Annotated in this window: 20 protein-coding genes and 2 tRNA genes; 10 read left to right on the plus strand and 12 right to left on the minus strand. The window is 67.1% G+C overall.

Annotated features, from left to right (window positions below):
* Positions 1-18: 18 nt before the first annotated feature.
* Together BJP62_RS00285 and BJP62_RS00290 are read left to right on the plus strand one after the other, a co-directional pair.
* On the plus strand, positions 19-633 hold the full coding sequence (locus tag BJP62_RS00285; protein ID WP_070525379.1) for a trimeric intracellular cation channel family protein: 615 nt from the start codon (positions 19-21) through the stop codon (positions 631-633).
* On the plus strand, positions 633-1,253 hold the full coding sequence (locus BJP62_RS00290; RefSeq protein WP_070525381.1) for a CoA pyrophosphatase: 621 nt from the start codon (positions 633-635) through the stop codon (positions 1,251-1,253). The genes BJP62_RS00285 and BJP62_RS00290 overlap by 1 nt, the downstream gene beginning before the upstream one ends.
* On the opposite strand, the gene BJP62_RS00295 is transcribed toward BJP62_RS00290, so the two are convergent.
* From BJP62_RS00295 to BJP62_RS00325, 7 genes are all read right to left on the minus strand, one after another.
* A complete protein-coding gene (locus tag BJP62_RS00295) occupies positions 1,254-2,639 on the minus strand; it encodes a sensor histidine kinase N-terminal domain-containing protein (RefSeq protein ID WP_070525383.1) in 1,386 nt (461 codons plus the stop codon).
* Complete coding sequence (locus tag BJP62_RS00300; RefSeq protein ID WP_070525385.1) at positions 2,626-3,324, minus strand: response regulator transcription factor; 699 nt, start codon at positions 3,322-3,324, stop codon at positions 2,626-2,628. The genes BJP62_RS00295 and BJP62_RS00300 overlap by 14 nt, the downstream gene beginning before the upstream one ends.
* 81 nt (positions 3,325-3,405) lie before the next feature.
* Positions 3,406-4,512 carry a ferrochelatase gene (gene hemH / locus BJP62_RS00305; protein ID WP_070525387.1) on the minus strand — a complete coding sequence of 369 codons (1,107 nt, stop codon included), beginning with the start codon at positions 4,510-4,512 and terminating at the stop codon, positions 3,406-3,408.
* Positions 4,509-6,479, minus strand: coding sequence for a DUF3488 and transglutaminase-like domain-containing protein (locus BJP62_RS00310; protein ID WP_070525389.1), 1,971 nt, complete (start codon positions 6,477-6,479; stop codon positions 4,509-4,511). Before BJP62_RS00310 ends, hemH begins: the two co-directional genes overlap by 4 nt.
* Positions 6,476-7,426, minus strand: a complete 951-nt coding sequence (locus BJP62_RS00315) for a DUF58 domain-containing protein (RefSeq protein ID WP_070525391.1) — start codon at positions 7,424-7,426, stop codon at positions 6,476-6,478. Before BJP62_RS00315 ends, BJP62_RS00310 begins: the two co-directional genes overlap by 4 nt.
* On the minus strand, positions 7,426-8,337 hold the full coding sequence (locus tag BJP62_RS00320; RefSeq protein WP_070525394.1) for a MoxR family ATPase: 912 nt from the start codon (positions 8,335-8,337) through the stop codon (positions 7,426-7,428). The genes BJP62_RS00315 and BJP62_RS00320 overlap by 1 nt, the downstream gene beginning before the upstream one ends.
* 19 nt (positions 8,338-8,356) lie before the next feature.
* Positions 8,357-9,241 carry a hypothetical protein gene (locus BJP62_RS00325; protein ID WP_070525396.1) on the minus strand — a complete coding sequence of 295 codons (885 nt, stop codon included), beginning with the start codon at positions 9,239-9,241 and terminating at the stop codon, positions 8,357-8,359.
* A 180-nt stretch (positions 9,242-9,421) separates the two neighbouring features.
* On the opposite strand from BJP62_RS00325, the gene BJP62_RS00330 reads away from it, so the two are divergent.
* From BJP62_RS00330 to BJP62_RS00345, 4 genes are all read left to right on the plus strand, one after another.
* The gene (locus BJP62_RS00330; protein ID WP_070525398.1) at positions 9,422-10,300 is read left to right on the plus strand and encodes a histone deacetylase family protein; all 879 of its coding nucleotides are present in this window, start codon (positions 9,422-9,424) and stop codon (positions 10,298-10,300) included.
* A 216-nt stretch (positions 10,301-10,516) separates the two neighbouring features.
* Positions 10,517-11,323: an ABC transporter substrate-binding protein gene (locus tag BJP62_RS00335; RefSeq protein ID WP_070525400.1), complete on the plus strand. Its 807-nt coding sequence runs from the start codon at positions 10,517-10,519 to the stop codon at positions 11,321-11,323.
* Positions 11,324-11,402: 79 nt separating this feature from the next.
* On the plus strand, positions 11,403-12,116 hold the full coding sequence (locus tag BJP62_RS00340) for an amino acid ABC transporter permease (protein ID WP_205700939.1): 714 nt from the start codon (positions 11,403-11,405) through the stop codon (positions 12,114-12,116).
* Positions 12,098-12,781, plus strand: a complete 684-nt coding sequence (locus tag BJP62_RS00345; protein ID WP_070525402.1) for an amino acid ABC transporter permease — start codon at positions 12,098-12,100, stop codon at positions 12,779-12,781. The genes BJP62_RS00340 and BJP62_RS00345 overlap by 19 nt, the downstream gene beginning before the upstream one ends.
* A gap of 47 nt (positions 12,782-12,828) precedes the next feature.
* On the opposite strand, the gene BJP62_RS00350 is transcribed toward BJP62_RS00345, so the two are convergent.
* Together BJP62_RS00350 and BJP62_RS00355 are read right to left on the minus strand one after the other, a co-directional pair.
* Positions 12,829-14,307: an inorganic phosphate transporter gene (locus BJP62_RS00350; protein WP_070525403.1), complete on the minus strand. Its 1,479-nt coding sequence runs from the start codon at positions 14,305-14,307 to the stop codon at positions 12,829-12,831.
* Positions 14,308-14,499: 192 nt separating this feature from the next.
* On the minus strand, positions 14,500-15,951 hold the full coding sequence (locus BJP62_RS00355) for a YdiU family protein (RefSeq protein WP_070525405.1): 1,452 nt from the start codon (positions 15,949-15,951) through the stop codon (positions 14,500-14,502).
* 91 nt (positions 15,952-16,042) lie between these two features.
* Between BJP62_RS00355 and ybaK the strand changes: the two genes are divergently transcribed.
* Together ybaK and BJP62_RS00365 are read left to right on the plus strand one after the other, a co-directional pair.
* Complete coding sequence (gene ybaK / locus BJP62_RS00360; protein WP_070525408.1) at positions 16,043-16,540, plus strand: Cys-tRNA(Pro) deacylase; 498 nt, start codon at positions 16,043-16,045, stop codon at positions 16,538-16,540.
* A 41-nt stretch (positions 16,541-16,581) separates the two neighbouring features.
* Positions 16,582-17,133 carry a cob(I)yrinic acid a,c-diamide adenosyltransferase gene (locus BJP62_RS00365; protein WP_070525410.1) on the plus strand — a complete coding sequence of 184 codons (552 nt, stop codon included), beginning with the start codon at positions 16,582-16,584 and terminating at the stop codon, positions 17,131-17,133.
* A gap of 25 nt (positions 17,134-17,158) precedes the next feature.
* Here BJP62_RS00365 and BJP62_RS00370 read toward each other — a convergent pair whose 3' ends face one another.
* Positions 17,159-17,992: a helix-turn-helix transcriptional regulator gene (locus BJP62_RS00370; protein ID WP_205700940.1), complete on the minus strand. Its 834-nt coding sequence runs from the start codon at positions 17,990-17,992 to the stop codon at positions 17,159-17,161.
* A 98-nt stretch (positions 17,993-18,090) separates the two neighbouring features.
* On the opposite strand from BJP62_RS00370, the gene BJP62_RS00375 reads away from it, so the two are divergent.
* The gene (locus BJP62_RS00375; protein ID WP_070532090.1) at positions 18,091-19,296 is read left to right on the plus strand and encodes an MFS transporter; all 1,206 of its coding nucleotides are present in this window, start codon (positions 18,091-18,093) and stop codon (positions 19,294-19,296) included.
* Positions 19,297-19,411: 115 nt separating this feature from the next.
* On the opposite strand, the gene BJP62_RS00380 is transcribed toward BJP62_RS00375, so the two are convergent.
* Together BJP62_RS00380 and BJP62_RS00385 are read right to left on the minus strand one after the other, a co-directional pair.
* Positions 19,412-19,498 (minus strand) — tRNA-Leu (locus BJP62_RS00380).
* A 37-nt stretch (positions 19,499-19,535) separates the two neighbouring features.
* Positions 19,536-19,622: transfer RNA gene (locus BJP62_RS00385), tRNA-Leu, on the minus strand.
* A gap of 62 nt (positions 19,623-19,684) precedes the next feature.
* On the opposite strand from BJP62_RS00385, the gene rnr reads away from it, so the two are divergent.
* On the plus strand, positions 19,685-22,651 hold the full coding sequence (gene rnr, locus BJP62_RS00390) for a ribonuclease R (RefSeq protein WP_070525412.1): 2,967 nt from the start codon (positions 19,685-19,687) through the stop codon (positions 22,649-22,651).
* Positions 22,652-22,700 lie beyond the last annotated feature (49 nt).

A 22,700-nucleotide genomic window follows, 5' to 3' on the forward strand; every position in this document is an offset into this window, starting at 1 on the left:
CCCGAGCGCCCCTGACCTATGCAGCTGCAGTTCGACGTCCTGTTCCTGATCGGCACCGCCGCGTTCACGATCTCCGGCTATCTGGTCGGCGCGACCAAGCGCTTCGACGTGCTCGGCGTCGTCATTCTGGCGTTGCTGACCGCGATCGGCGGCGGGATGATCCGCGACGTGCTCGTCGACCGCGTCCCGCGGGTGTTTCTCGACGCCGGCCCGCTGTACACGATCTTCGCGACGCTGCTGGTGGCATGGGCGATCAAGCTGCACCAGCGCAACCGCGGCCTGCTCTACAAGATCTTCATCGTCGCCGATTCGATCGGACTGGTCGCATTCAGCATCGCCGGCGCGCAGATCGGCCTTGACGTTGGCCTGAACCTGTTCGGCGTCTCCTTCCTCGCCTTCGTCACCGCGGTCGGCGGCGGGCTGGTGCGCGACATGATGGTCAACGACGTGCCGTTCATCCTGCACGAGGATTTCTACGGCACCGTCGCCATTCTGGTGGCGGTGCTGCTGTTCGTCGCGGCCCGGTTCGGCTGGCGCGGCCTGTGGGTCGAATGGACGCTGTTTGCCATCGGGCTCGCACTGCGGCTGATTGCCCATCAGCGCGACTTCCGGCTGCCGAGGGTGGGCGCCTGATGGACTGGCCGGTCGGCGATTTCCGCGACTGGGCGGCGTGGCTTGGCGCCAGGCTGGCGAATGCGCCGCGGGTCGACAGCGGTGATTTTCCGATCGAGCAGGAGTCGCGGCCGGCCGCGGTGCTGATCGCGATCGTGCCGCGTGCGGCCGGCGTGACGATACTGCTGACCGAACGCGCCGCACACCTGCCGGCGCACGCCGGACAGATCAGTTTTCCCGGTGGCGGCGTCGACGATGGCGACGCCGACGCCGCCGCTACCGCGCTGCGCGAGAGCGTCGAGGAGATCGGTCTCGAGTCGCGTTTCGTCCACGTCGTCGGACGGCTCGGCAATTACTACACCGTCAGCGGTTACGAGGTGGCGCCGGTGGTCGGCGTGCTCGAACCGGGCTTTGCGCTGACGCCGTGTGCCGACGAAGTCGAGCGGGTGCTCGAGCTGCCGCTGGCGCAACTGCTCGACCCGTCGCATTACGAGCGCCGCTGGGTCGAACGCCGCGGTTTGCGCGGGCAGACGCATTTCATCGAGATCGACGGCGACACGGTCTGGGGCGCGACAGCCAATATGTTGCTGATGCTGGCGCACGCGCTCGGCGCGGACGGCGCGCCGCGCGAGGTCGGTTAGTCACTCGCCCGGGCGCTGTCTGGGCAGGCTGACCCGGGCGATCAGGCCGTGCGGCTGGGCGTCGGCGAGTTCGATCCGGCCGCCGTGACGTTCGGCGATTTCCTTGACGATGGCCATGCCGAGACCGCAACCGTTGCCGTCGTTCTGGTTGACGCGATAGAAACGCTCGAACACGCGCGGCTTTTGCTCGTCGCTGATGCCGTTGCCGTCGTCCTCGACCTCGACGACGTAGTCCGGCCCTTGCTCGAACAGCCGGACCGTGATGTTCGAGCCGCGCGGAATGTATTTGATCGCATTCTCGACCAGATTGATGAACAGCTCGCGCAGCAGCGCCGGATTGCCGTCGATCGTCGCCTCGGCGAGTGCGCTGTCGCAGCCGAGGTCCATGCCGGCGGCAAGCGCGCGCGGCACCGACTCGGCGGTCAGGTCGCGGATCAGCTTGGCGAGGTCGACCTTCATCCCCGGCATGCCGGCCTGGGCGCCCGGTTCGGAACGCGCGAGCGTCAACAGCTGGTTGACGAGGTGGATGCTGCGCGTGGCGCTGGCGTGGACGAGGTTGAGCCGATCGCGCAGCCCCTCGGGCGTGGTTTCGCGCATCGCCAGCTCGGTCTGCGACTTGAGTCCGGCAAGCGGGGTCCTGAGCTGGTGTGCCGCGTCGGCGATAAAGCGGCGCTGTCGTGAGACGCTTTCATTGGTCGTTGACAGCAGCTGATTGAGCGCCTGGGTCAGCGACTGCAATTCGACCGGCAGGGACTCGGTTTCCAGCGGCGTGAGATCCTGCGGCACCCGGTGCTCGACGCCGCGCTTGAGCTTGTCGAGCGGTCGCAGGCCGCGGCTGACGCCCCACCAGACCAGCACGCTCATCGCGATGATCAGCAGGCCGAGCGGCACGCCGGTCGCCAGCAGGATCTCGCGCGAGATCCGGTTGCGCGGTTGCAGGCTCTTGCCGACCTGCACGTGCAGCCAGCGGTCCGGTGTCAGCCGATAGAACAGCGAGAGTACGCGGATCGATTCGCGATCCTGCGTGGTGTTGTAGAAGACCGGGTGGTCGGCCGCGGGTTGACCCGGCGGGGCGGGAAGGCGGCGATTGCCGAGGATCATGCCACCGGGGACGGTGCTGACCGTGTAGAAGAGTTTGTCGTCCGGGCCTTCCTCGAGCAGCAGCTGGGCTGCCCGGGGAAAGTCGATCATCAGGCCGTCGTCGAGCGGCTGGACCTGGCGGGCAATCGCCCGCCCGGTCTGCAGCAGGCTATTGTCGGTAACGGCGTTGGCGTAGTGCGTCGCCACGTTGTAGTACAGCGCCGCACCGGCCAGCCAGAGGACGATTTGCGGAATCAGCAGCCACAGCAGCAGCTGCCGCTGGAGGGAGACCTTAGCCCGCCACATCCTGTGCCAACGGCTGCTGTTTCTCGAGCAGGTAGCCCAGACCGCGGATGGTACGGATCACGACGCCGCACGGCTCGAGCTTCTTGCGCAGGCGGTGCACGTAGACTTCGATCGCGTTCAGGCCGACTTCGGCGTTGTCCGAGCCGAGTTCGGAGACGATCTGTTCCTTGGTGACGACGCGGTCGATGTTCGACATCAGGATCTCGAGCACGGTCAGCTCGCGGGCCGACAGGTCGAGCGGGGTGTCGTTGCACCAGGCGCGCTGGCCGGCACGGTCGAGACGCAGGTTGCCCAGCTGCTGGACCGACTGCGGCAGGATCTGGCTGCGGCGCAGCAGGGCGCGCAGGCGGGCTTCGAGCTCGGCGAACTCGAACGGCTTGGCGAGGTAGTCGTCGGCGCCGGCATCGAGACCGGCAACGCGCTCCTCGAGGCCGTCGAGGGCGGTCAGGATCAGGATCGGCAGCGAAGGCTTGTGCTGGCGGACGTTGCGCAGCACGGTGAGGCCGTCCATGTTCGGCAGGCCGATGTCGAGCACGACGATGTCGTAGTCGTTGTGCAGCAGGATCTGCAACGCCAGTGCGCCGTCGTTGACACAGTCAACCTGGAAGTCGGCCTGCGACAGGCTGGTCTTCAGGGCGTCGGCGAGAATGAGATCGTCTTCGGCAAGAAAAAGCCGGGTGCTCATGGTGGGAAACCTCCGGGAACGCGGTGTTCTGTAAGGAAATGCTTACTGCTGAGTGTAACTGCTATTTCGCCAATTTCCCAGTTATTTTGATGCTCCCCGCGCACGGGCACGTTCCCGGCTTTCCCTAGCCAGACCGGCGGCCTGTTCGGCTTGCCAGTCGTCTGCCAGCCAGCCCGAAAGCTCGGTCTCGACGAGGTCGGCGAGCGCGCCGATCCAGGCGGATTGGTCGTTCAGGCAGGGAATGTAGCGGAAGCTGCCGCCGCCGGCTGTGAGGAAGGTCTCCTTGCCCTCGATGGCGATCTCCTCGAGCGTTTCGAGGCAGTCGGCGACGAAGCCGGGGCAGATCACGTCGAGCCTGGCCACGCCGGCCTTGCCCAGCTTGGCAAGCACGTCGGCCGTGTACGGCTTGAGCCATTCGGCCTTGCCGAAGCGCGACTGGAATGCCAGCGTGTAATCGCCTTCGCCCAAGCCGAGTGCGTCGGCGAGCAGCCGCGCGGTCTTGTGGCAGTGGCAGTGGTACGGATCGCCCTTGTCGAGCGTATAGCGCGGCAGGCCGTGGAAGCTCATCAGCAGGTGGTCGGCACGGCCTTCGCGCGCCCAGTGCGCGCGCACCTGTTCAACCAGCGCGGCGATATAGCCGGGATGGTCGTGGAAGCTGCGCACGGTTCGCAGCGCCGGCTGGTTGCGGTAGCGCATCAGCCGGGCAAACGCGGCGTCACAGGCGGTCGCAGTGGTGCTGGCGGCGTACTGCGGGTAAAGCGGCATCAGCAGGATGCGGTCGCAGCCGGCGGCTTTCAGCGTGTCGAGGCCGGCGGCGATCGACGGCTCGCCGTAGCGCATGCCGACGGCGAACGACAGCGGCGCGTTCAGGCGTTCGCCGAGATAGCCCTTGAGCAGGCGCAGCTGTTTCTGTGTCCAGACCTGCAGTGGCGAACCTTCCTTGCTCCAGATGCTGGCGTACTTGTGCGCCGATTTCCCGGGGCGCACGTTGAGGATGATGCCGCGCAGGATGACCTGCCAGATCAGCCTGGGGATCTCGACCACGCGCGGATCAGACAGGAACTGGCGCAGATAGGGTTTGACCGCCGCCGGGGTCGGCGCGTCGGGGGTGCCGAGGTTGATCAGCAGTACGCCGATCCGGGCGGGGTGGTCGTGGCTGAATTCGGGTTCGGTGATGAAACGGCTCATTGCTTGATTCCTGAATGCGTGGGGCCGGCCCGGTTCAGACGCAGGCCGTCGACCCGGGTTCGCAGCTCGGTCAGCGCGGCGCGGTTTTCGCCATAGCGGGCGGCCAGATAGCTCCGGGCAATCGCCATCAGTGCATCGCGGTGCGCGGGCAGGGCGGCAGCGGCGCGCTCGACCAGCGGCGTCGGTGCTTCGCCGGCGCGGGCGGCGATGCCGGCGCGTTCGAGCTTGGCGATGAAGCGCAGCCAGCTGCGCATCGCGGCGTCGCGCCGCGGCGGACGGTTGCGCCAGCGCTGGGCGATGCCGTAGCCGAGCAGCAGGGTCAGCACGAGGGCGGCGAACCAGCCGATGAAGGCGGCAGAGGCGAGTGCGTCGATGCCGAGCCGGTTGAGCAGCTGCATCTGGCGTTGCGCATCATACCCGATCACCCAGCGGTTCCACTGGAAGACCGTGGCGTCCCACTGCTGGCGCAGGGCCTTGAGCCATGGCGCCTGATCGCGCAGCCCGCCGGGCAGCAGGGTGGCGTCGGCGACGCTGCGTGCCAGTCCCTGACTGATGCGGTTCGGCGCGACGACGGCCGTCGGGTCGATACGCTGCCAGCCGCGGCCGTCCAGCCATACCTCGGTCCAGGCATGGGCGTCGGCCTGGCGGACCAGCCAGTAGTCGCCGCCGGCATTGCGCTCGCCGCCGAGGTAGCCGCCGACGACGCGCGCCGGTACGCCGGCTGCGCGCATCAGGAAAACGAAGGCGCCGGCATAGTGCTCGCAGAAGCCTTCGCGCGTGTCGAACAGCAGGCCGTCGACCGGATCGGGGCCGGGCAGCAGCGGTGGCGACAGCGAATAGGCAAACCGGCCCGTCCGCAACCATTGCAGGGCCTGGTCGACCCGCCGGTCCGGCGGCAACGTGCGCCACTGCTGTGCCAGCGCGCGTGCCTGCGGGTTGCCCCTGGCGGGCAGATCGAGGTTGCGCTCGAGCACCGGCCCGGGCTCGCGGGCGTGCCAGCCCGGGCTGCTGACGACGTCGATGCGCCGGCGCTGGGCCAGCGGCGCGTCGGCGACGAGCTGGTAACGCGACGTCAGGCGCGTACGTTCGGGCCAGCTGACCGGCAGGTCGAGCGCCAGCAGCCAGGTCCGTTCGCTGGGCTCGATCAGCATGCTGTAGCGCAAGGTCGGCCCGACGGCGACGGCGGTGGGACGCACGCCGGCTTCGTCATGCAGTTGCTGCCAGTTGCGGCCGTCGAAACGTTCGAACACCGGGCCGCGCCAGTACATGGCCGACGGTGGCGGTGCCTTGCCGTCGAAGCTGACCCGGAATGCCGGACTGTCGTCGAGCGCCAGATTGGTGAAACTGCCGGGGCTCATCGTGTCCGACAGCCCGGAGCTCGGTCCGCTGCGCTGTTCGGGCATGCTCCACAGCGGGCCGGACAGGCGCGGGAACAACAGGAACAGCAGGATGACGACCGGCGCGGCTTCGGCGAGCATGCGCAGCGCACGCCATGTTTCGTCGTGCTGCAGCGTGTCCTGGCGCCGCTGCCAAGCCATCAGCTGCGTCGTCAGCGCGACCGCCGTCGCGAGCGCCCACAACAGCATCCAGAACGATTGCGATACCAGGAACATCGCGCCGCCGGCGAAGTAGCCGAGCAGCGTCAGCACCGCCGCGTCGCGGCGGCTGCGGGTTTCGAGCAGCTTGATCGCAATCAGGCAGACCAGCATTGCGACGCCGCCGCTGCGGCCGATCAGCGTTCGGAACTGCCAGAACACCAGCGCCAGCAGGGCCAGCATCAGTGCATAACGCAGCCAGCGCGGCGGCAGCGCCTTGCCGCGATAGACGAGGCTGGCGCGCCACAGCGGTACCGCGGCGACCAGCAGCGCCAGCCACGGCGGCAGCATCAGCAGGTGCGGCAGCAGCGCCATCATCAGCGCGGCGATCAGCGCATAGAGCGCGCGGCTCGGCAGCGTGTCGCTCGTCATGCGCCCTGCTCGAACAGCGCCAGTGCCTGCAGGCAGGCATGCCGGTGCGCCGGGCCATGACCGCGTGGCAGCACGATGCCCGGCAGCGCCAGCGTGTAACGGTCGCCGGCGGCCTCGGCGGCCAGGACCCATGCGGCGAGCCGGGACAGCCGCGCTTCGGTGCCGAGCTCGGGCAGCGCGTCCCAGTCGAACAGCCAGGCGCTGCCTTCGACCCGTTCGTCCTGCCGGACCAGCAGCGTGTCGAGCCGGGCGAACTGTTTCCAGGCGATCTGGCGCGGCGTGTCGCCGGGTACATAGTCGCGCAGCCCGGCGAAGTCGTCGTCGCCGCGCACGCGCCGCTGCCCCCGCTCGCCGTGCTGGCCCGGATACGGCGGCGGCTTGTCCTCCGGTCGCGGATAAACGAGGCAGCGGGCGTCGAGACTGGCGTAGCTCCAGGCCTTGCACCAGCCGGTCGGATAGGCGGTTTCGATGCGCAGGGTCGGCATGCCCAGCCAGCCGCGGCCGTGGGTGGCGATGGGCAGGCGCGCGATGGTTTCATCGTCGCGGTCGATATTCTCGACCCAGCTTGCGGCGTGCCCCCGCAAGGAGACGGAGAGCGCGCGCCGCGGCGGTTTGCCCGGGTTGGCGATGGCCACCGGAAAGTGGGCGGGATCGCCGGCGAAGACCGGCTCCGGCGCGAGAGCGCGCAGTTCGAGTCTCAACAGGTTGCGATAGCCCTGCAGCAGCGCGGCATGGCCAAGGCCGATCAGTACGAAGGCGAACAGATAGGCGAGGCTCAGCTGGTAGTTGATCGCGCCGATCAGCACCAGCACCGCGGTGGCCGCGTAGATCGCACCGAAGGCGGTCGGCAGCACATAGATGCGGTTGTGCTTCAGCGTCACCGACGCGGCCGGCGGGTGACGGCGCGCCAGTGCGCTCAGCCAGCGGCGCCGGAACCAGCTCTGCATCAGGGAATGGCGACGTTGCCGAGCAGCTCGGCAGCGGCCAGCGGATCGGGGCGGCCGCTGGCCCGCGACAGCAGCCGGTGGCCGGCGATGGCGGGAAAGACCGCCTGCACGTCCTCCGGAATCGCGTGGTCACGCCCGTCGAGCCAGGCCCAGGCGCGCGTGGCGGCGACGAGGCCAATCAGCGCACGCGGCGACAGCCCGCAGGCAAAGCGCTGCTGGTGCCGCGTGGCTGCGGCCAGCGCCTGGATGTAATCGAGCAGCGGTGCCGCAACCTTGACCGCCGCCGCGGCGCGCTGTGACGCGGCCAGCGTGTCCGCATCGCAGGCCGGCGTCAACCGGGCGACGAGTTCGCGCCGGCCCTCCCCGGACAGCATCGCACGCTCGGCCTCGTGGCCCGGATAGCCGAGCTCGAGCCGCATCAGGAAGCGGTCGAGCTGCGATTCGGGCAGCGGGAAGGTGCCGATCTGGTGCTGCGGATTCTGCGTGGCGATGACGAAGAACGGCTCTGGCAGCGCGTAGGTCTCGCCGTCGATGCTGACCTGGTGCTCTTCCATGGCTTCGAGCAGCGCCGACTGGGTTTTCGGCGGCGCGCGGTTGATTTCGTCGGCGAGCAGCACCTGGGTGAAGACCGGGCCGTGATGGAAGCGGAACCGGCCGCTGTCGCGCTCGTACAGCGATACGCCGAGCAGGTCGGCCGGCAGCAGGTCGCTGGTGAACTGGACGCGCGAGAATCGCAGGCCGAGCGTCGTCGCGACCGCGTGCGCAAGCGTGGTCTTGCCGACGCCGGGCAGGTCTTCGAGCAAGAGGTGGCCGCGGGCGAGCAGGCCGGCAACGGCCAGTTGCACGACCGTCTCCTTGCCGAGAATGATCTGGTTGAGCTGGGCGAGTACGGCTTGAAGCGGATGGGACATGGGCGTGAATGGGTCGGGGTCAGAAAGCGCCGGAGAAGCTGATGCCGAACATCGGCGCGGTGTCGTAGTTTTCGCTGCCGATCTCGTGGCCGCGGTCGTCCTCGAGCTTGAGCTTTCCGCCGAAGGCGGCTGCGGCGTAGGCGTCGATGCGCCAGCCCGGCTGGGTCGCGTAGCCGACGCGCAGGTAGACCGGCAGGCGGTCGTGCTGGCCGACGCCACCCGGCGACACCGCATTGCTGCCGGCCAGCCGGAAGCGCTCGGAACGCCACGCCCCGCCGGCGGCGATCTGCCAGCGTTCGGTCGGTGCGTAGCTGAGTTCGAGTCCGCCGGGGCCGGACGGGCCGGCGTCGAACGGGTTGCCGAGGTGCCAGCGCTTGTCGATCTGCCAGTCGACGACGAGGAAGGGGAAGGCGCTGGTCTTGTCGAACTCGCGATAGACGCCGGCACCGAGGCCGAGCTGCAGCGTTTCGCTGAACTGCTGCGCGGCGACGAAGGTGGCGCCGTAGCCGATGGCGTCCGATGCACCGCGTTCGCCGGCGTACTCGACCGTCGGCGCCACCGAAAAGCTCTGGTAGCCGGCGGTCACGTAATTGACGTGGAAACCGAGACTGCCCTGGCGGACCGTCCCCCACGGCGCCTTGCCGTCGAAACGCGCCGGCGACTCGAAGTCCCAGCGGTCCTGCGCCAGCCGCACGCCGAGGCCGAAGCTCCAGCCCGGTTCCATCGCCTGATCGACGCTGGCGCTGAACAGAATGCTGTTCACGCCGGCCTTGCCGCCACCGTCGAGTGCCGTTTCGCCCTGCCAGACCGGCGTCAGCGCAACGCTGTATTCGAGCCCGTCGGCATGGGCCAGCGCCGCGGTCATCAGGCCGGCGAGCAGGGCAAGGCGGGGCGGCGAGGGCATGGGCGGTCCTGGTGTCGGTGGGGCGGAGTGTGAATTTTGCCGAGTCCGGATGCGCGGCGTACACTCGTGTTTCAACGCAAAACAATAACAGCTTTCGTCAAGAGGCCGCTTTTGTACAACACCGAAGCTGCGGAAAAACCCACGGCTTACCTTTCTCACCCTGCCTGCAGCCTGCATGACATGGGTAAGGGGCACCCCGAGTGTCCGGAGCGGCTGGCCGCGATCCGCGACCGGCTGATCGCGGCACAGTTGTGGGATTACCTGCTGCACGTCGATGCGCAGCCGGCAAGCCGGGCGCAGATCGAGGCCGTGCACGATCCCGACTATGTCGAGCGTCTGGCGGTGATGGTGCCGTCGCACGGCTACGTGCATCTCGACCCGGATACCGCGATCAACCGCTTCAGCCTCAACGCCGCCTACCATGCTGCCGGCGCCGGCATCGACGCGGTCGATCTGGTCATGACCGGCAGGGCCGCCAACGCCTTCTGCGCGGTACGCCCGCCGGGCCACCACGCCGAACGCTCGCGCGGCATGGGCTTCTGCCTGTTCGACAATATCGCGATCGCCGCGCGGCATGCGATCGACGCCTACGGGCTCGAACGCGTTGCCATCGTCGACTTCGACGTCCATCACGGCAACGGCACCGAAGACCTCGTCTGCAAGGAGCCGCGCATCCTGATGGTCGGGATGTTCCAGCATCCGTTCTTCCCGTACTGCGGCGACGAGCCCAAGGGCGACAACATTCACAATGTCGCGATGCCGCGCGCGACCACCGGGCAGGATTTCCGCGAGATGGTCGCGGCGAAGTGGCTGCCGCTGCTCGACGATTTCGCGCCGCAATTGATCCTGATCTCGGCCGGTTTCGATGCGCATCTCGAGGACGACATGGCGTCGATGGGGCTGGTCGAGGCCGACTACGCGTGGGTGACCGAGCGCTTGACGAAGCTTGCCGCTCGCCATGCCGAAGGGCGGATCGTGTCGATGCTCGAAGGCGGCTACGACCTGTCGGCGCTCGGCCGCAGCGTCGCTGCACACATCAAGGTACTTGCCGGGCTTTAGAACTTGCGCTGCCTTCTCACGGAAACCCCGTTCGCACGACGGGGTTTTTTACGCGCTGACGCTGTATGGATCTGAACGGAATGAAGAAATAGAAATATATAATTTATGGTTATTTGTTGGTGCGCCTTAAGATCGCTTCACAACGGCGCCGTGATCCGCGGCCCGCGTTGCCAGCCCGGCCAGAAGCCGGCGAAACGACTACAGGGAGTGCGCACAATGAAAACATCTCGTGGACTGATTTTTGCACTGCTGGCGCTTGCCGCCGGCGTGGCCCAGGCCGACAAGCTCGACGACATCAAGAAGGCCGGCGTGCTGCGCGTTGCGGTGTTCGATGCCAATCCGCCGTTCGGTTTTGTCGACGGCAAGAACAAGAACATCATCGGTTACGACGTCGATGTCGCCAACGCGATCGCTAAAAAGCTCGGTGTCAGGGTCGAACTGCAGCCGACCAATCCGGCCAACCGGATTCCGCTGCTGACGTCGAACAAGGTCGACCTGATCGCCGCCAATTTCACGATCACCGACGAGCGTGCCAAGACCGTCGATTTCAGCGTGCCGTACTTTGCCACCGGGCAGAAGTTCATCGCGAAGAAAGGCCTGCTGAAGCGGCCGGACGACATCGCCAGGCTGCGCATCGGTGCGGACAAGGGCACGGTGCAGGAGATCACCCTGCGCGAGAAGTACCCGAATGCGACGGTGGTGTCGTATGACGACACGCCGCTGGCATTCGCCGCGCTGCGCAACGGCAATGTCCAGGCGATCACCCAGGACGATGCCAAGCTGATCGGCCTGCTGGCCCGCGTGCCGGACAAGGCCAGGTACGAGGTATCGCCGTTCGCGCTGACGCACGAATATCAGGGCATCGGCATCGGCAAGGGCGAGACTCGCCTCGTCGCGCTGGTGAACGACACGCTGGTCGAGCTCGAGAAGAGCAATCAGGCCAGCAAGATCTACGACAAGTGGTTCGGCCCGAAGAGCGAGGCGCCGTTGCCGCGCGGCGACTTCAGGATCGGCCAGCGCTGATCGACCGGCTCCGGGCCGGCCCCGTCGTGTGGCGGGGCCGTTTGTTTTCCGGCGTTCGCCGTCTTTTGATGCTCTGCCCATGATGTCTTCGCTGTTTCCGGGGCTGCTCGAACCCCGCTATCTGTTCTGGCTGCTCAAGGGCTTCGGCCTGACCTTGCAGATCTCGCTGTTCACCATCGTGCTGGCGACCCTGCTCGGCCTGCTGCTGGCCGCGGCGCGCGAGACGCGCTGGCTGGCTGCGCCGTGCATTGCCTGGATGTCGCTGTTCCGCAATACGCCGCTGCTGGTGCAGCTGTTCTTCTGGTATTTCGGCGCGGCCAGTCTGTTGCCCGAGGCGTGGATGGACTGGCTCAACACGCCGCGCGATGCATTCGGCGTGCCGTGGCCGTCGTTCGAGTGGATCGCCGCGCTGTTCGGGCTGACGCTGTATACGGCCGCCTTCGTCGCCGAGGAAATCCGCGCCGGCATCCGCGGGGTCGGCCGGGGACAGCGCGCGGCGGCGGCAGCGCTCGGGCTGACCGGCTGGCAGGCGTTTCGCTGGGTGATCCTGCCGCAGGCGCTGCGCATCGCCCGCTCACCGCTGTTCGGCCAGTACATGAACGTGGTGAAGAACTCGTCGCTGGCGATGGCGATCGGCCTCGCCGAGCTGTCGTACGCGTCGCGTCAGGTCGAGACCGAAACGCTGAAGACCTTCCAGGCATTCGGCGTCGCAACGCTGCTGTACATGGCCGGCGTGATGATGGTGCAGGCGGCGGGGCGAAGGAGGACGGCGCAATGCTCGACTTCACGGTGATCCGCGACAACCTCGACTACCTGCTCTGGGGCGCCTATCCGGACGGACCGCTTGGCGGCGCGGCACTGACCCTGCTGCTGAGCATGGCCGCCGGGATTGCGTCGGCGCTGCTCGGTCTGGCCGGCGGCATTGCGCTGACGCTGACTCGCGGCCGGCCGGCGCGGTTGCTGCGCTTCGTGCTCGATGCGCTGCGGGCGGTTCCGGTGCTGATGCTGATCTTCTGGTGCTACTTCCTGCTGCCCATCGTGTTCGGCATCGATGCGCCGGCGATCGGCACCGTGGTCTGCGCGCTGGCGCTGATCGGCGGCGCCTACCTGTCGCATGCGCTGCACGCCGGCATCGTCGCGATCGGCCGCGGCCAGTGGCAGGCCGGGCTGTCGCTGGGGCTGAGTGAGTGGCAGACCCTGTGGCTGGTCGTGCTGCCGCAGGCGCTGCGGATGATGCTGCCGTCGTTCATCAACCAGTGGATTTCGCTGATCAAGGATACGTCGCTGGCGTATATCGTCGGCGTCGGCGAGCTGACCTTCCTCGCCACTCAGGTGAACAACCGGGCAATGGTCTACCCGACCGAGGTCTTCCTGTTCGTTGCGCTGCTCTACTTGCTGATCTGCGGCACGCTCGAGCTGGCCGCCGTGATGTATACCCGGCGGCTGCGGTTGGGATAAAAAAACAGGCGCCCGTGGGCGCCTGTTTGTTCATCCGCTGATTTGCATCAGCCGAAGATTTTCATCGACGCCCAGAACAGCCCGGCCGCAAGACCCATCGACGCCGGCAGCGTGAACACCCACGCCAGCAGGATGTTGCGGATGGTGCTCATCTGCAGGCCGCTCTTGTTGGCAACCATGGTGCCGGCGACACCGCTCGACAGCACGTGCGTCGTCGACACCGGCAGGCCGAAGATGTTGGCGATGCCGATCGAGCTGGCGGCGACGATCTGCGCGCTCATGCCCTGCGCGTAGGTCATGCCCTGCTTGCCGATCTTCTCGCCGACGGTGAGCACCACGCGCTTCCAGCCGACCATCGTGCCGAGGCCCAGCGCCAGTGCGACGGCGACGATCACCCATTGCGGCGAGTACTCGGTCGTCGCGGTCAGGTCGGCGCGCAGCTTGTTCAGGTCGCTGACTTCGCGCGACTTCAGCTCGGGCAGCTTGGTGACCTTGCGCGCGGTGTCGTCAAGGCAGAGGATCAGCCGGCGCACGTCGGGGCGCGCGGCCGGGGCGATCTGGCTGTAGTCCTTGATGCCGTCGAGCCTGGCAACCAGCGCCTGCACCGCCGGAACGGTGTCGTGGTAGTCGCAGTGGAACTGCTTGGGCATTTCGGTGCCGTTGTTCGCGGCCGGCTTCAGCAGCATGTACTTGCCGAGCTTGTCGTCGTGCTGTTCGTAGAACTGCAGCATGTGGATCGCGGCGTCGCGGGTGCGGTCGATCTGGTAGGTGGTGCTGTCGAGGTCGAGCACGAACTTGGCCGGCACGATGCCGATCAGCGTCAGCATGATCAGGCCGATGCCTTTCTGGCCGTCGTTCGAACCGTGGGCAAAGCTCACGCCCATCGCCGAGGCGATCAGCACCACGCGGTTCCAGAACGGCGGGTGCTTCTTGCCGTCGATCGCGCGGCGGCCTTCCGGCGTCTTGTGCATCTTGCCGTCGGCCCAGATTTTCTTGAACAGCAGCAGCAGCGCGAATGCGAGCAGGAAGCCGACCGTCGGCGACACCAGCAGCGAGAGGGCGATGTCGATCGCCTTCTTCCAGTTGATCGCGGTGGCCACATCGGTGTTGTTGATGAAGGCATTGGCAAGGCCGACACCGAGGATCGAGCCGATCAGCGTATGCGAGCTCGACGCCGGCAGGCCGAAGTACCAGGTGCCGAGGTTCCACAGGATCGCCGCGGCAAGCAGCGAGAACACCATCGACAGCCCCTGAACGCTGCTGACATTGATCAGCAGGTCGACCGGCAGCAGGTGGACGATGGCGTAAGCCACACTGAGGCCGCCGAGGATCACGCCGAGAAAGTTGAAGATGCCCGAGGCGACGACAGCGAGCTGGGCCGGCATTGCCTTGGTGTAGATCACCGTGGCGACCGCGTTGGCGGTGTCGTGGAAACCGTTGATGAACTCGAACGTGAGGACGAACAACAACGCAAGCGCCAGGCTCACCCCGACGGTGAGGCTGAGGCCGCTGAACATTTCAATCATGGGGAGGCGGGGAGGAGCGGAAATTGCCGCGGATTATGGCAGAAAGATGACGGCGTGGCTTGATCAAAAACAGGCCCGGCCGGTGTCGTCATTCTTCCGCGGCCGGTGTTACTGCCGGCTGGCGCCGGCATGCTTTCTGCTTGCTAACAAGTGCCTGTTATGACAAGAAAATATCGTATTCGCGAGCGGCATTCATGATGAGCACGACACGCTGAGGCTGGCCGCCCAGTCCGGCGCCGGGCCGGCCAGGTCGTCGAATTCGGCATCGTCGTCGAAGGGGCGGGCCAGCGCGCGTTGCAGCCGGTCGATTTCGCTCGCATCGCCGTCCGTTGCCTTGCGGATCGCCGTCTCGGCAAGGTGGTTGCGCAGCACCAGACGCGGGTTGGCGGCCAGCATCGCCGCTTCGCGCTCGGCCGGCGCCCGCGGGTCGAACGCGAGCCGCGCCTGATAGTCGGCGAGCCAGATGTCGAATGCATCGCGGTCGACGAACTGGTCGCGCAGCCGCGCTTGCCCGGCCGGGCGGGAGAGGTCGCGCCAGAAGATCGTCCAGTCGGTGCCGGCGGCCTGCATCAGTTCGAGCAGGCGGGTGAACAGCGGCCAGTCGGCCTCGCGCCATTCGGTCAGGCCGAACTTGCGCCGCAGGCGCTCGGCGTAGGCGGCCTCGAACACCGTCTGGTAACCGTCGAGCGCCGCACGCAGCGGCTCGACATCGACCAGATTGACCAGCGTCTGCGCCAGGCAGGCGAGGTTCCACAGGCCGATCTGCGGCTGCTGGTTGAAGGCGTAGCGGCCGTGGTGGTCCGAGTGGTTGCAGATATGGCCGGCGTCGAAGCCGTCGAGAAAACCGAACGGACCGTAGTCGAGCGTCAGCCCGAGCATCGACATATTGTCGCTGTTCATCACGCCGTGGCAGAAGCCGACGGCCATCCAGTCGGCGATCATCGCCGCGGTGCGGTCGCGCACCGCTTCGAACAAGGCCAGATAAGGCGATGCCGCCGCAGCGCAATCCGGATAGAAGTGGGCGATCGTCCAGTCGGCCAGTTCCCTGACCGCATCGGGTTCGCCGCGGTGGTAGAAGTGCTCGAAGTGGCCGAAGCGCAGGAAGCTCGGCGCGACGCGGGCGACGACGGCGGCGGTTTCGCGTGTTTCGCGCCAGACCGGCTCGTTTGATCCGACCAGCGACAGCGCGCGCGTCGTCGGAATGCCGAGGCCGGCCATCGCCTCCGAGCACAGGTACTCGCGGATCGACGAGCGCAGCACTGCGCGGCCGTCGCCCATGCGCGAGTACGGCGTCAGCCCGGCGCCCTTGAGCTGGATCTCCTGGATCCGGCCGTCGATGTCGCTCAGCTCAAGAACCAGGATCGCCCGGCCGTCACCGAGCTGGCCGGCCCACTGGCCGAACTGGTGGCCCGAATAGACGCTGGCCAGCGGCCGCTCGTACCGCAGCAGGTTGCCCGCGAGCAGCTCGGCCAGCCGCGGATGCGCGGCCGGATCGGCGGCCAGCCCCAGTTGCCCGGCCAGCGCGGCGTTCCACGCCAGCAACTGCGGATCGGGCAAGGGGCTGGGCGTGACGATGCTGTAGTAGCGCCCGGGCAGCAGCGCAAAGCGGGGTGTCAGCGGGGCGGTGGCGAGCGTATATTCCATGGCTTTCGCGTGTGGCGCGAATCCTGAGTAAATTGATCGGGTACTAGTCTACGTGGCCCCGATTGGATTGACGAGACGATTGGACCGAAGCATGGCCGAGAAAACCCCGGTGACCGCCGCGGTGCGCGTACTGCGCCAGCACAAGGTGGTGTACACCGAACATCTGTACGAATACGAAGAGAAGGGCGGCACCACGGTGTCGGCACGCGAACTCGGCGTGGCCGAGCACGCGGTGATCAAGACGCTGGTGATGGAAGACGAGGCGAAGCAGCCGCTGGTGGTGCTGATGCATGGCGATTGCGAAGTCTCGACCAAGAATCTGGCGCGGCTCCTGCACAAGAAGGGCATCCACCCGTGCGCCCCCGACATTGCCAACAAGCATTCCGGCTATATGGTCGGCGGTACGTCGCCGTTCGGCACCCGCAAGGCGATGCCGGTATACATGGAACGCAGCATCGCCGGCTTCGACAAGATCTACCTGAACGGCGGCAAGCGCGGTTTCCTGGTCGGTCTTGCGCCGGCCGACGTGGTCGCCATCCTCAAGCCGACGCTGGTCGATGTCGCGCTGGCGCACGGCGAGCACGGCTGATTTCCACCTGACCACATACAAGACAATATCTGGAGAACACGATGAGCGACCGACTGACGCAGATCACCACCCGCGGCGGCGACGACGGCAGCACCGGCCTCGGCGACGGCAGCCGTGTCGGCAAGGACAGCGTGCGCATCCACGCGCTCGGCGAAGTCGACGAACTCAATTCGCAGATCGGCGTCGTGCTGGCCGAGGCGCTGCCGCCGGCACTGCGCGATGCGCTGGTGCTGGTGCAGAACGACCTGTTCGATCTCGGCGGCGAATTGTGCATTCCGGGGCGCGAGGCGCTGACCGAGGCACAACTGGCGCGGCTCGAGGCCTGCGTCGAAACCTTCAACGGCGAGCTCGAGCCGCTGCGCGAATTCATCCTGCCCGGCGGTTGCCGTGCGGCGGCGGCGCTGCATGTCGCGCGCTGCGTCTGCCGCCGCGCCGAGCGCGCGGTGGTCGCGCTCGACAAGGCCGAGGTGATTCCGGCGACCAGCATCAAGTACCTGAACCGGCTGTCCGACCTGCTGTTCATCGGCTCGCGGATCGCCAACCGCTTCGCCGGCCAGCCCGACGTGCTCTGGCAGCCGGGACTCAACGCCTGAGCACGGCGGTGCATGATCCGGGCCGTCAGGCCCTGCGCTTCAGCCCGGTCTGGCACCCGGCCTCGGCAGACGGGTGCGCCGCTGCCGCAAAGTAGCGGCTGGGCTCGATACCGAGCGTCCGGTGGAACATTGCGCCGAACGCGCTCTGACTCGCGTAGCCGAGCCGTTCGGCGATCCGTTTGAGCGGCTCGCCCTGCGCCAGCATTTCCAGCGCGCGGATCAGCCGCGCCTGCTGGCGCCACTCGCGGAATGACAGGCCGGTCTCGCTGCGGAAACGCCGCGCCAGCGTCCGGCTGCTTGCGCCGGCGAGGTCGGCGAGCTGTTCGAGCGTCTCTTCGCCGTCGAGTCGTCCGAGCACGCGCTGGCACAGTTTCGTCAGTCTGGCGTCCTGCGGCATCGGCAGGTGCAGCGGCGCCGTTGGCAGCAGGTGCAGCTCGGCAAGACACAGCCTGGCGATCAGATCGGCCCGACTGCCTTCGTCGTAAGCGGTCGGCAGCGCCGTCAGCGTCAGGATCAGCTCGCGCAGCAGCGGGCTGACCTCGAGCACCGTGCAGCGTTCGGGCAGGCCGGTGGTGGCGGCCGGCTCGACGTAGAAGGTCCGCATTTCGGCATCGCTGGCGATCATCACCCGGTGGGGTGTTTGCGGTGGCACCCACAGCGCCCGCTGCGGCGGCAGCACCCAGTTTCCCTCGAACGTTTCGACCCGCATCACGCCACTGCAGGCGTAGACGAGCTGGGCACGCCGGTGTTGATGGGTGCCCGAGTCGTGGCCCTGCGCATAGTGGCGGCCCTTGGCGACCACGGCTTGCGGCAGGGCATCGTAGCCGGCCGGGCCGATATCCGGATATGGCTGATTCAAGATAATCGATGTCGGATGCGTGGTGAATGGACATCATAAACTGCGGGCAGGGCACCAACAAGCCGGTGCCGATTCTCATTTCCCTTGCGAGTGTGCCCATGCAAGCCAAATCCCTTGCCGCTTCCCCGGCGGTGCATAACACCGCCTTCATGGTGCTGGCCGCGATCAGCGTCTCGCACCTGCTCAACGACATGATCCAGTCGCTGATCCTGGCGATCTACCCGATGCTCAAGGACAATTACGCGTTGAGCTTTGCGCAGATCGGCCTGATCACGCTCGTCTACCAGCTGACCGCTTCCATCCTGCAGCCGCTGATCGGCCTGTATACCGACCACCGCCCGCAACCGTACTCGCTGTCGGTGGGCATGGGTTTCACGCTCTGCGGCTTGCTGCTGATGTCGCAGGCCGCGCAGTTCCCCTGGCTGCTGCTGGCGGCGGCGCTGGTCGGCATCGGTTCGTCGGTGTTCCATCCGGAATCGTCGCGCGTGGCGCGGATGGCGTCGGGCGGGCGTCACGGGCTGGCGCAGTCGCTGTTCCAGGTCGGCGGCAATCTCGGTTCGTCGCTCGGTCCGCTGCTGGCCGCGCTGATCATCCTGCCGCGCGGCCAAGGCAGCATTGCGTGGTTCTCGATCGCTGCAATGCTGGCCATGGCGATCCTCTACCGGGTCGGTGCGTGGTACGGCATGCAGCGCATGGCCGCCGCTGCGCACAAGGCTCGGCCGGTTCAACCGGCCTTGCCGCGCGGCAGGGTGCTGCGGGCAATGGCGTTGCTGGCGCTGCTGGTGTTCGCGAAGTACTTCTACCTGGCCAGCCTCAACAGCTATTACACCTTCTACCTGATCGACCGCTTCGGCGTCGGCGTCCGGGACGCGCAGCTTTACCTGTTCCTCTTCCTGTTCGCCGTTGCGGCCGGCACGGTGCTCGGCGGCCCGGTCGGCGACCGGATCGGCCGCAAGCGGGTGATCGGCATCTCGATGCTCGGCGTCGTGCCGTTCGCGCTGGTGCTGCCCTACGCCAGCCTGTTCTGGACCGCGGTGCTGACCGTGGTGATCGGCCTGATCCTTGCGTCGGCGTTTTCGGCGATCCTCGTCTACGCCACCGAGCTGATGCCGGGCAAGGTCGGCATGGTCGCCGGGCTGTTCTTCGGGTTTGCGTTCGGCATGGGCGGGATTGGTGCGGCGGCGCTGGGCAGGCTCGCGGATCACGCCGGCATCGCCTACGTTTACCATGTGTGCTCGTTCCTGCCGCTGCTGGGATTGCTGACGCTGCTGCTGCCGGAGACGAAGGCCGGGAAGGGCGGCTGAGTGCCTGCCGGGGAGGGCGCTGCGTGGCGCCCTTTCCGGATGACGAGGGCGGAGGGAAGATCGGGACGGCAAAACAAAAACCCCGATCGCGAACGATCGGGGTTTTTGTCGTAATTGGTGCCCAAGAGAAGACTCGAACTTCCACGGTGTTGCCACCGCTAGGACCTGAACCTAGTGCGTCTACCAATTCCGCCACCTGGGCATTTATCTCGTTGAAACAAGCAGTCGATCGTCAGTAGTGGTGCCCAGGAGAAGACTCGAACTTCCACGGTGTTGCCACCGCTAGGACCTGAACCTAGTGCGTCTACCAATTCCGCCACCTGGGCACTGCTCTGCGCTAAACTACTTGCTGCTCGAGAGGTCGCCAATATAAGGATGCGTCGAAGCGATGTCAAGAAATAAAGCTGAAAAAATCGAAAAAACCGCAAGCAGTGCCGCGAAGCCCAAGCGGACCCGCAAACCGCAAGGCCTTCGCGCCCAGGACCCCTACCTCGCGCGCGAGCGCGAGCGCTACGAATCGCCGCTGCCCAGCCGCGAGTTCATCCTCCAGATTCTCGCCGACGCCGGTGCGCCGCTCGACGCCGACGAGCTGGCGCGCATGCTCGGCATCCTCGAAGCCGAGCAGATCGCCTTCCAGCGCCGGATCGCCGCGATGGCGCGCGAAGCCGAGCTGATGATCAACCGCAAGGGCGCCCTGGTGCTGCCGCAGAAGGTGGCGCTGATCGCCGGCCGCGTCCAGGGGCATCCGGACGGCTTCGGCTTCCTGGTTCCCGACGACGACAGCGGCGATCTGTACCTCGGCCCGCGCGAAATGGCCAAGGTGCTGCACAACGACCGTGTGCTCGGCCAGCAGATCGGCGTCGACCGCCGCGGCCGGCGCGAAGGCAAGATCGTCGAGGTGCTCGAGCGCGTCAACACCTCGCTGGTCGGGCGGTTGCGCACCGAGCGCGGCGTCAACATCGTCACTGCCGAAGACAAGCGCATCAGCCAGGAAATCCTCATCCCGCCGGGCGATGTCAATGGCGCCGAGCCGGGCCAGGTCGTGGTCGTCGAGATCGTCCAGCAGCCCGAGCGCCACGTACAGCCGCTGGGCCGCGTCAGCGAAATCCTCGGCCGCTACGACGACCCGGGCATGGAGATCGAGATCGCGCTGCGCAAGCACAACCTGCCGCACGTCTTCTCCAATGCCGCCGAGGCGCAGGCCGATGCCACGCCGCAGAAGGTCAGGAAGAAGGACTGGCAACCGGTCAGGGGCGTCGCGCGCGAGGACATCCGCGACCTGCCGCTGGTGACGATCGACGGCGAAACCGCGCGGGACTTCGACGACGCCGTCTTTGCCGAGAAGAAAGGCAAGGGCTGGCGCCTTGTCGTCGCGATTGCCGACGTCAGCCATTACGTGACGCCGGACGATGCGCTGGACCTGACGTCGATCGAACGCGGCAACTCGGTGTACTTCCCGCGCCGGGTGATTCCGATGCTGCCCGAAGCGCTGTCGAACGGCATCTGCTCGCTCAACCCCGACGTCGAGCGGCTGACGATGGTCTGCGACATGCAGGTCAGCGCCAAGGGCCTGATCAAGAAGTACCGCTTCTACCCGGCGGTGATGCACTCGAAGGCGCGGCTGACCTACAACAAGGTCTGGGAAATGCTGTCGCAGCCCGACGGTGCGCTGGCGCAGGACAACAAGAAACTGCTGCCGCACCTGCAGACGCTGTACGCGCTGTTCCAGGCGTTCTCGAGCGCGCGCAAACAGCGCGGCGCGATCGACTTCGAGACGACCGAAACCGAGGTCCGTTTCGACGACAAGGGCAAGATCCGCGAGATCGTCCCGGTCGTTCGCAACGATGCGCACAAGCTGATCGAGGAGTGCATGCTCGCCGCCAACGTCTGCGCGGCCGACTTCCTGATCGAATCGGAGCACCCGACGCTGTTCCGCGTCCACGAAGGGCCGACACCGGAAAAGCTCGAGTATCTGCGCGAGTACCTGAAGACTTGCGGACTCTTCCTCGAAGGGGGTGACGAGCCCGGCGCGTCCGACTATGCCGCGGTGCTCGAGAAGATCAAGGACCGTCCCGACGCCGGCCTGTTGCAGACGCTGCTGCTGCGCAGCCTGCGCCAGGCGGTCTACAGTCCGGACAACAAGGGGCACTTCGGCCTTGGCTACGACGCCTATGCCCACTTCACGTCGCCGATCCGCCGCTATCCGGACCTGCTCGTGCACCGGGCGATCAAGGCCGTGCTCGCCGGCAAGAAATACAAGCCGGCGAGGAAGTGGGAAGACCTCGGCCTGCAGTGCTCGATGACCGAGCGCCGCGCTGACGAAGCCAGCCGCGACGTGCTCAATTTCCTCAAGTGCTACTTCATGCGCGACAAGGTCGGCGAGGAGTTCGAGGGGACGATTTCGGCGGTGACCGGTTTCGGCCTGTTCGTGATGCTCGACGGCCTGTATGTCGAGGGCCTGCTGCACGTGTCCGAACTCGGCAAGGACTACTTCAACTTCGACGAACGCCGTCATGAAATGAAGGGCGAACGCAGCGGCAAGCTGTACCGGCTGACCGACCGGATCAAGGTCAAGGTCGCGCGGGTCAATCTCGAAACCAGCAAAGTCGACTTCGTGCTGGCCGAAGAGCTTGCCACGCCGCTCGCAGAGCCGCAGTCCGAAGTCCGCCGCAGCGCGCCGCGCAAGCGCCGCGGCAAACGCCCGGCCGGCGGTGCAGCGCCCACGGCCCAGCCGGCCGTAACCCAACCGGTCGCATCCCAGCCTGCTGTCCCTGCCCAGCCATCGAGGCCGACGCAGCGCAGCCGTGCCAAGGTACGCTCGGTGACGCCAACGCCAACGCCAACGCCAACGCCAACGCCAACGCCAACGCCAACGCCAACGCCGGCACCGGCACCGGCACCGGCGGCGTCGAGTCGCCGCAAGGCTGCGCCGGCGGCCAAGCCGGCGGTGACGGCTGCGGATGCGCCCAAGGTGGCGGCACCCGCTCCGGTGCGTTCGCGCAGCGGTGCGGCGACGGCCGATGCAGCCGCCCAACCTGCCGGGGTGCCGAAACCGGCCGCGCCGCGCCGCGCACGCGGTGGCGCGACCCGGGCTGTCGCAGGCTCCGGCGCCGAGCAGGCCAAGGCACCGGCTGCAAAACCGGCTGCGCCGCGGCGTCCGGTTGCGACGACGCCCGCGACAACACCGGCTTCGGCGGACGTCGCCACGACGAGCCGCCGCCGCAAACCGGCCGTCGCGGCCCTGCTGGCGCCGCCCCGGACCGCCGCACCGGTTGCTGAGTCCGCCGCAGCACCAGTTGCCGCCGAGCCGGCACCGGCCGAGGCCAAGCCGCGCACGCGCCGCAGAAAATCCTGACCGATACGTGTATCGTTGCCGCCCCGCGGGGCGGCGACCCCCGCATAAA

This window comes from Jeongeupia sp. USM3 (assembly GCF_001808185.1).
Taxonomy (GTDB): Bacteria; Pseudomonadota; Gammaproteobacteria; order Burkholderiales; family Chitinibacteraceae; genus Jeongeupia.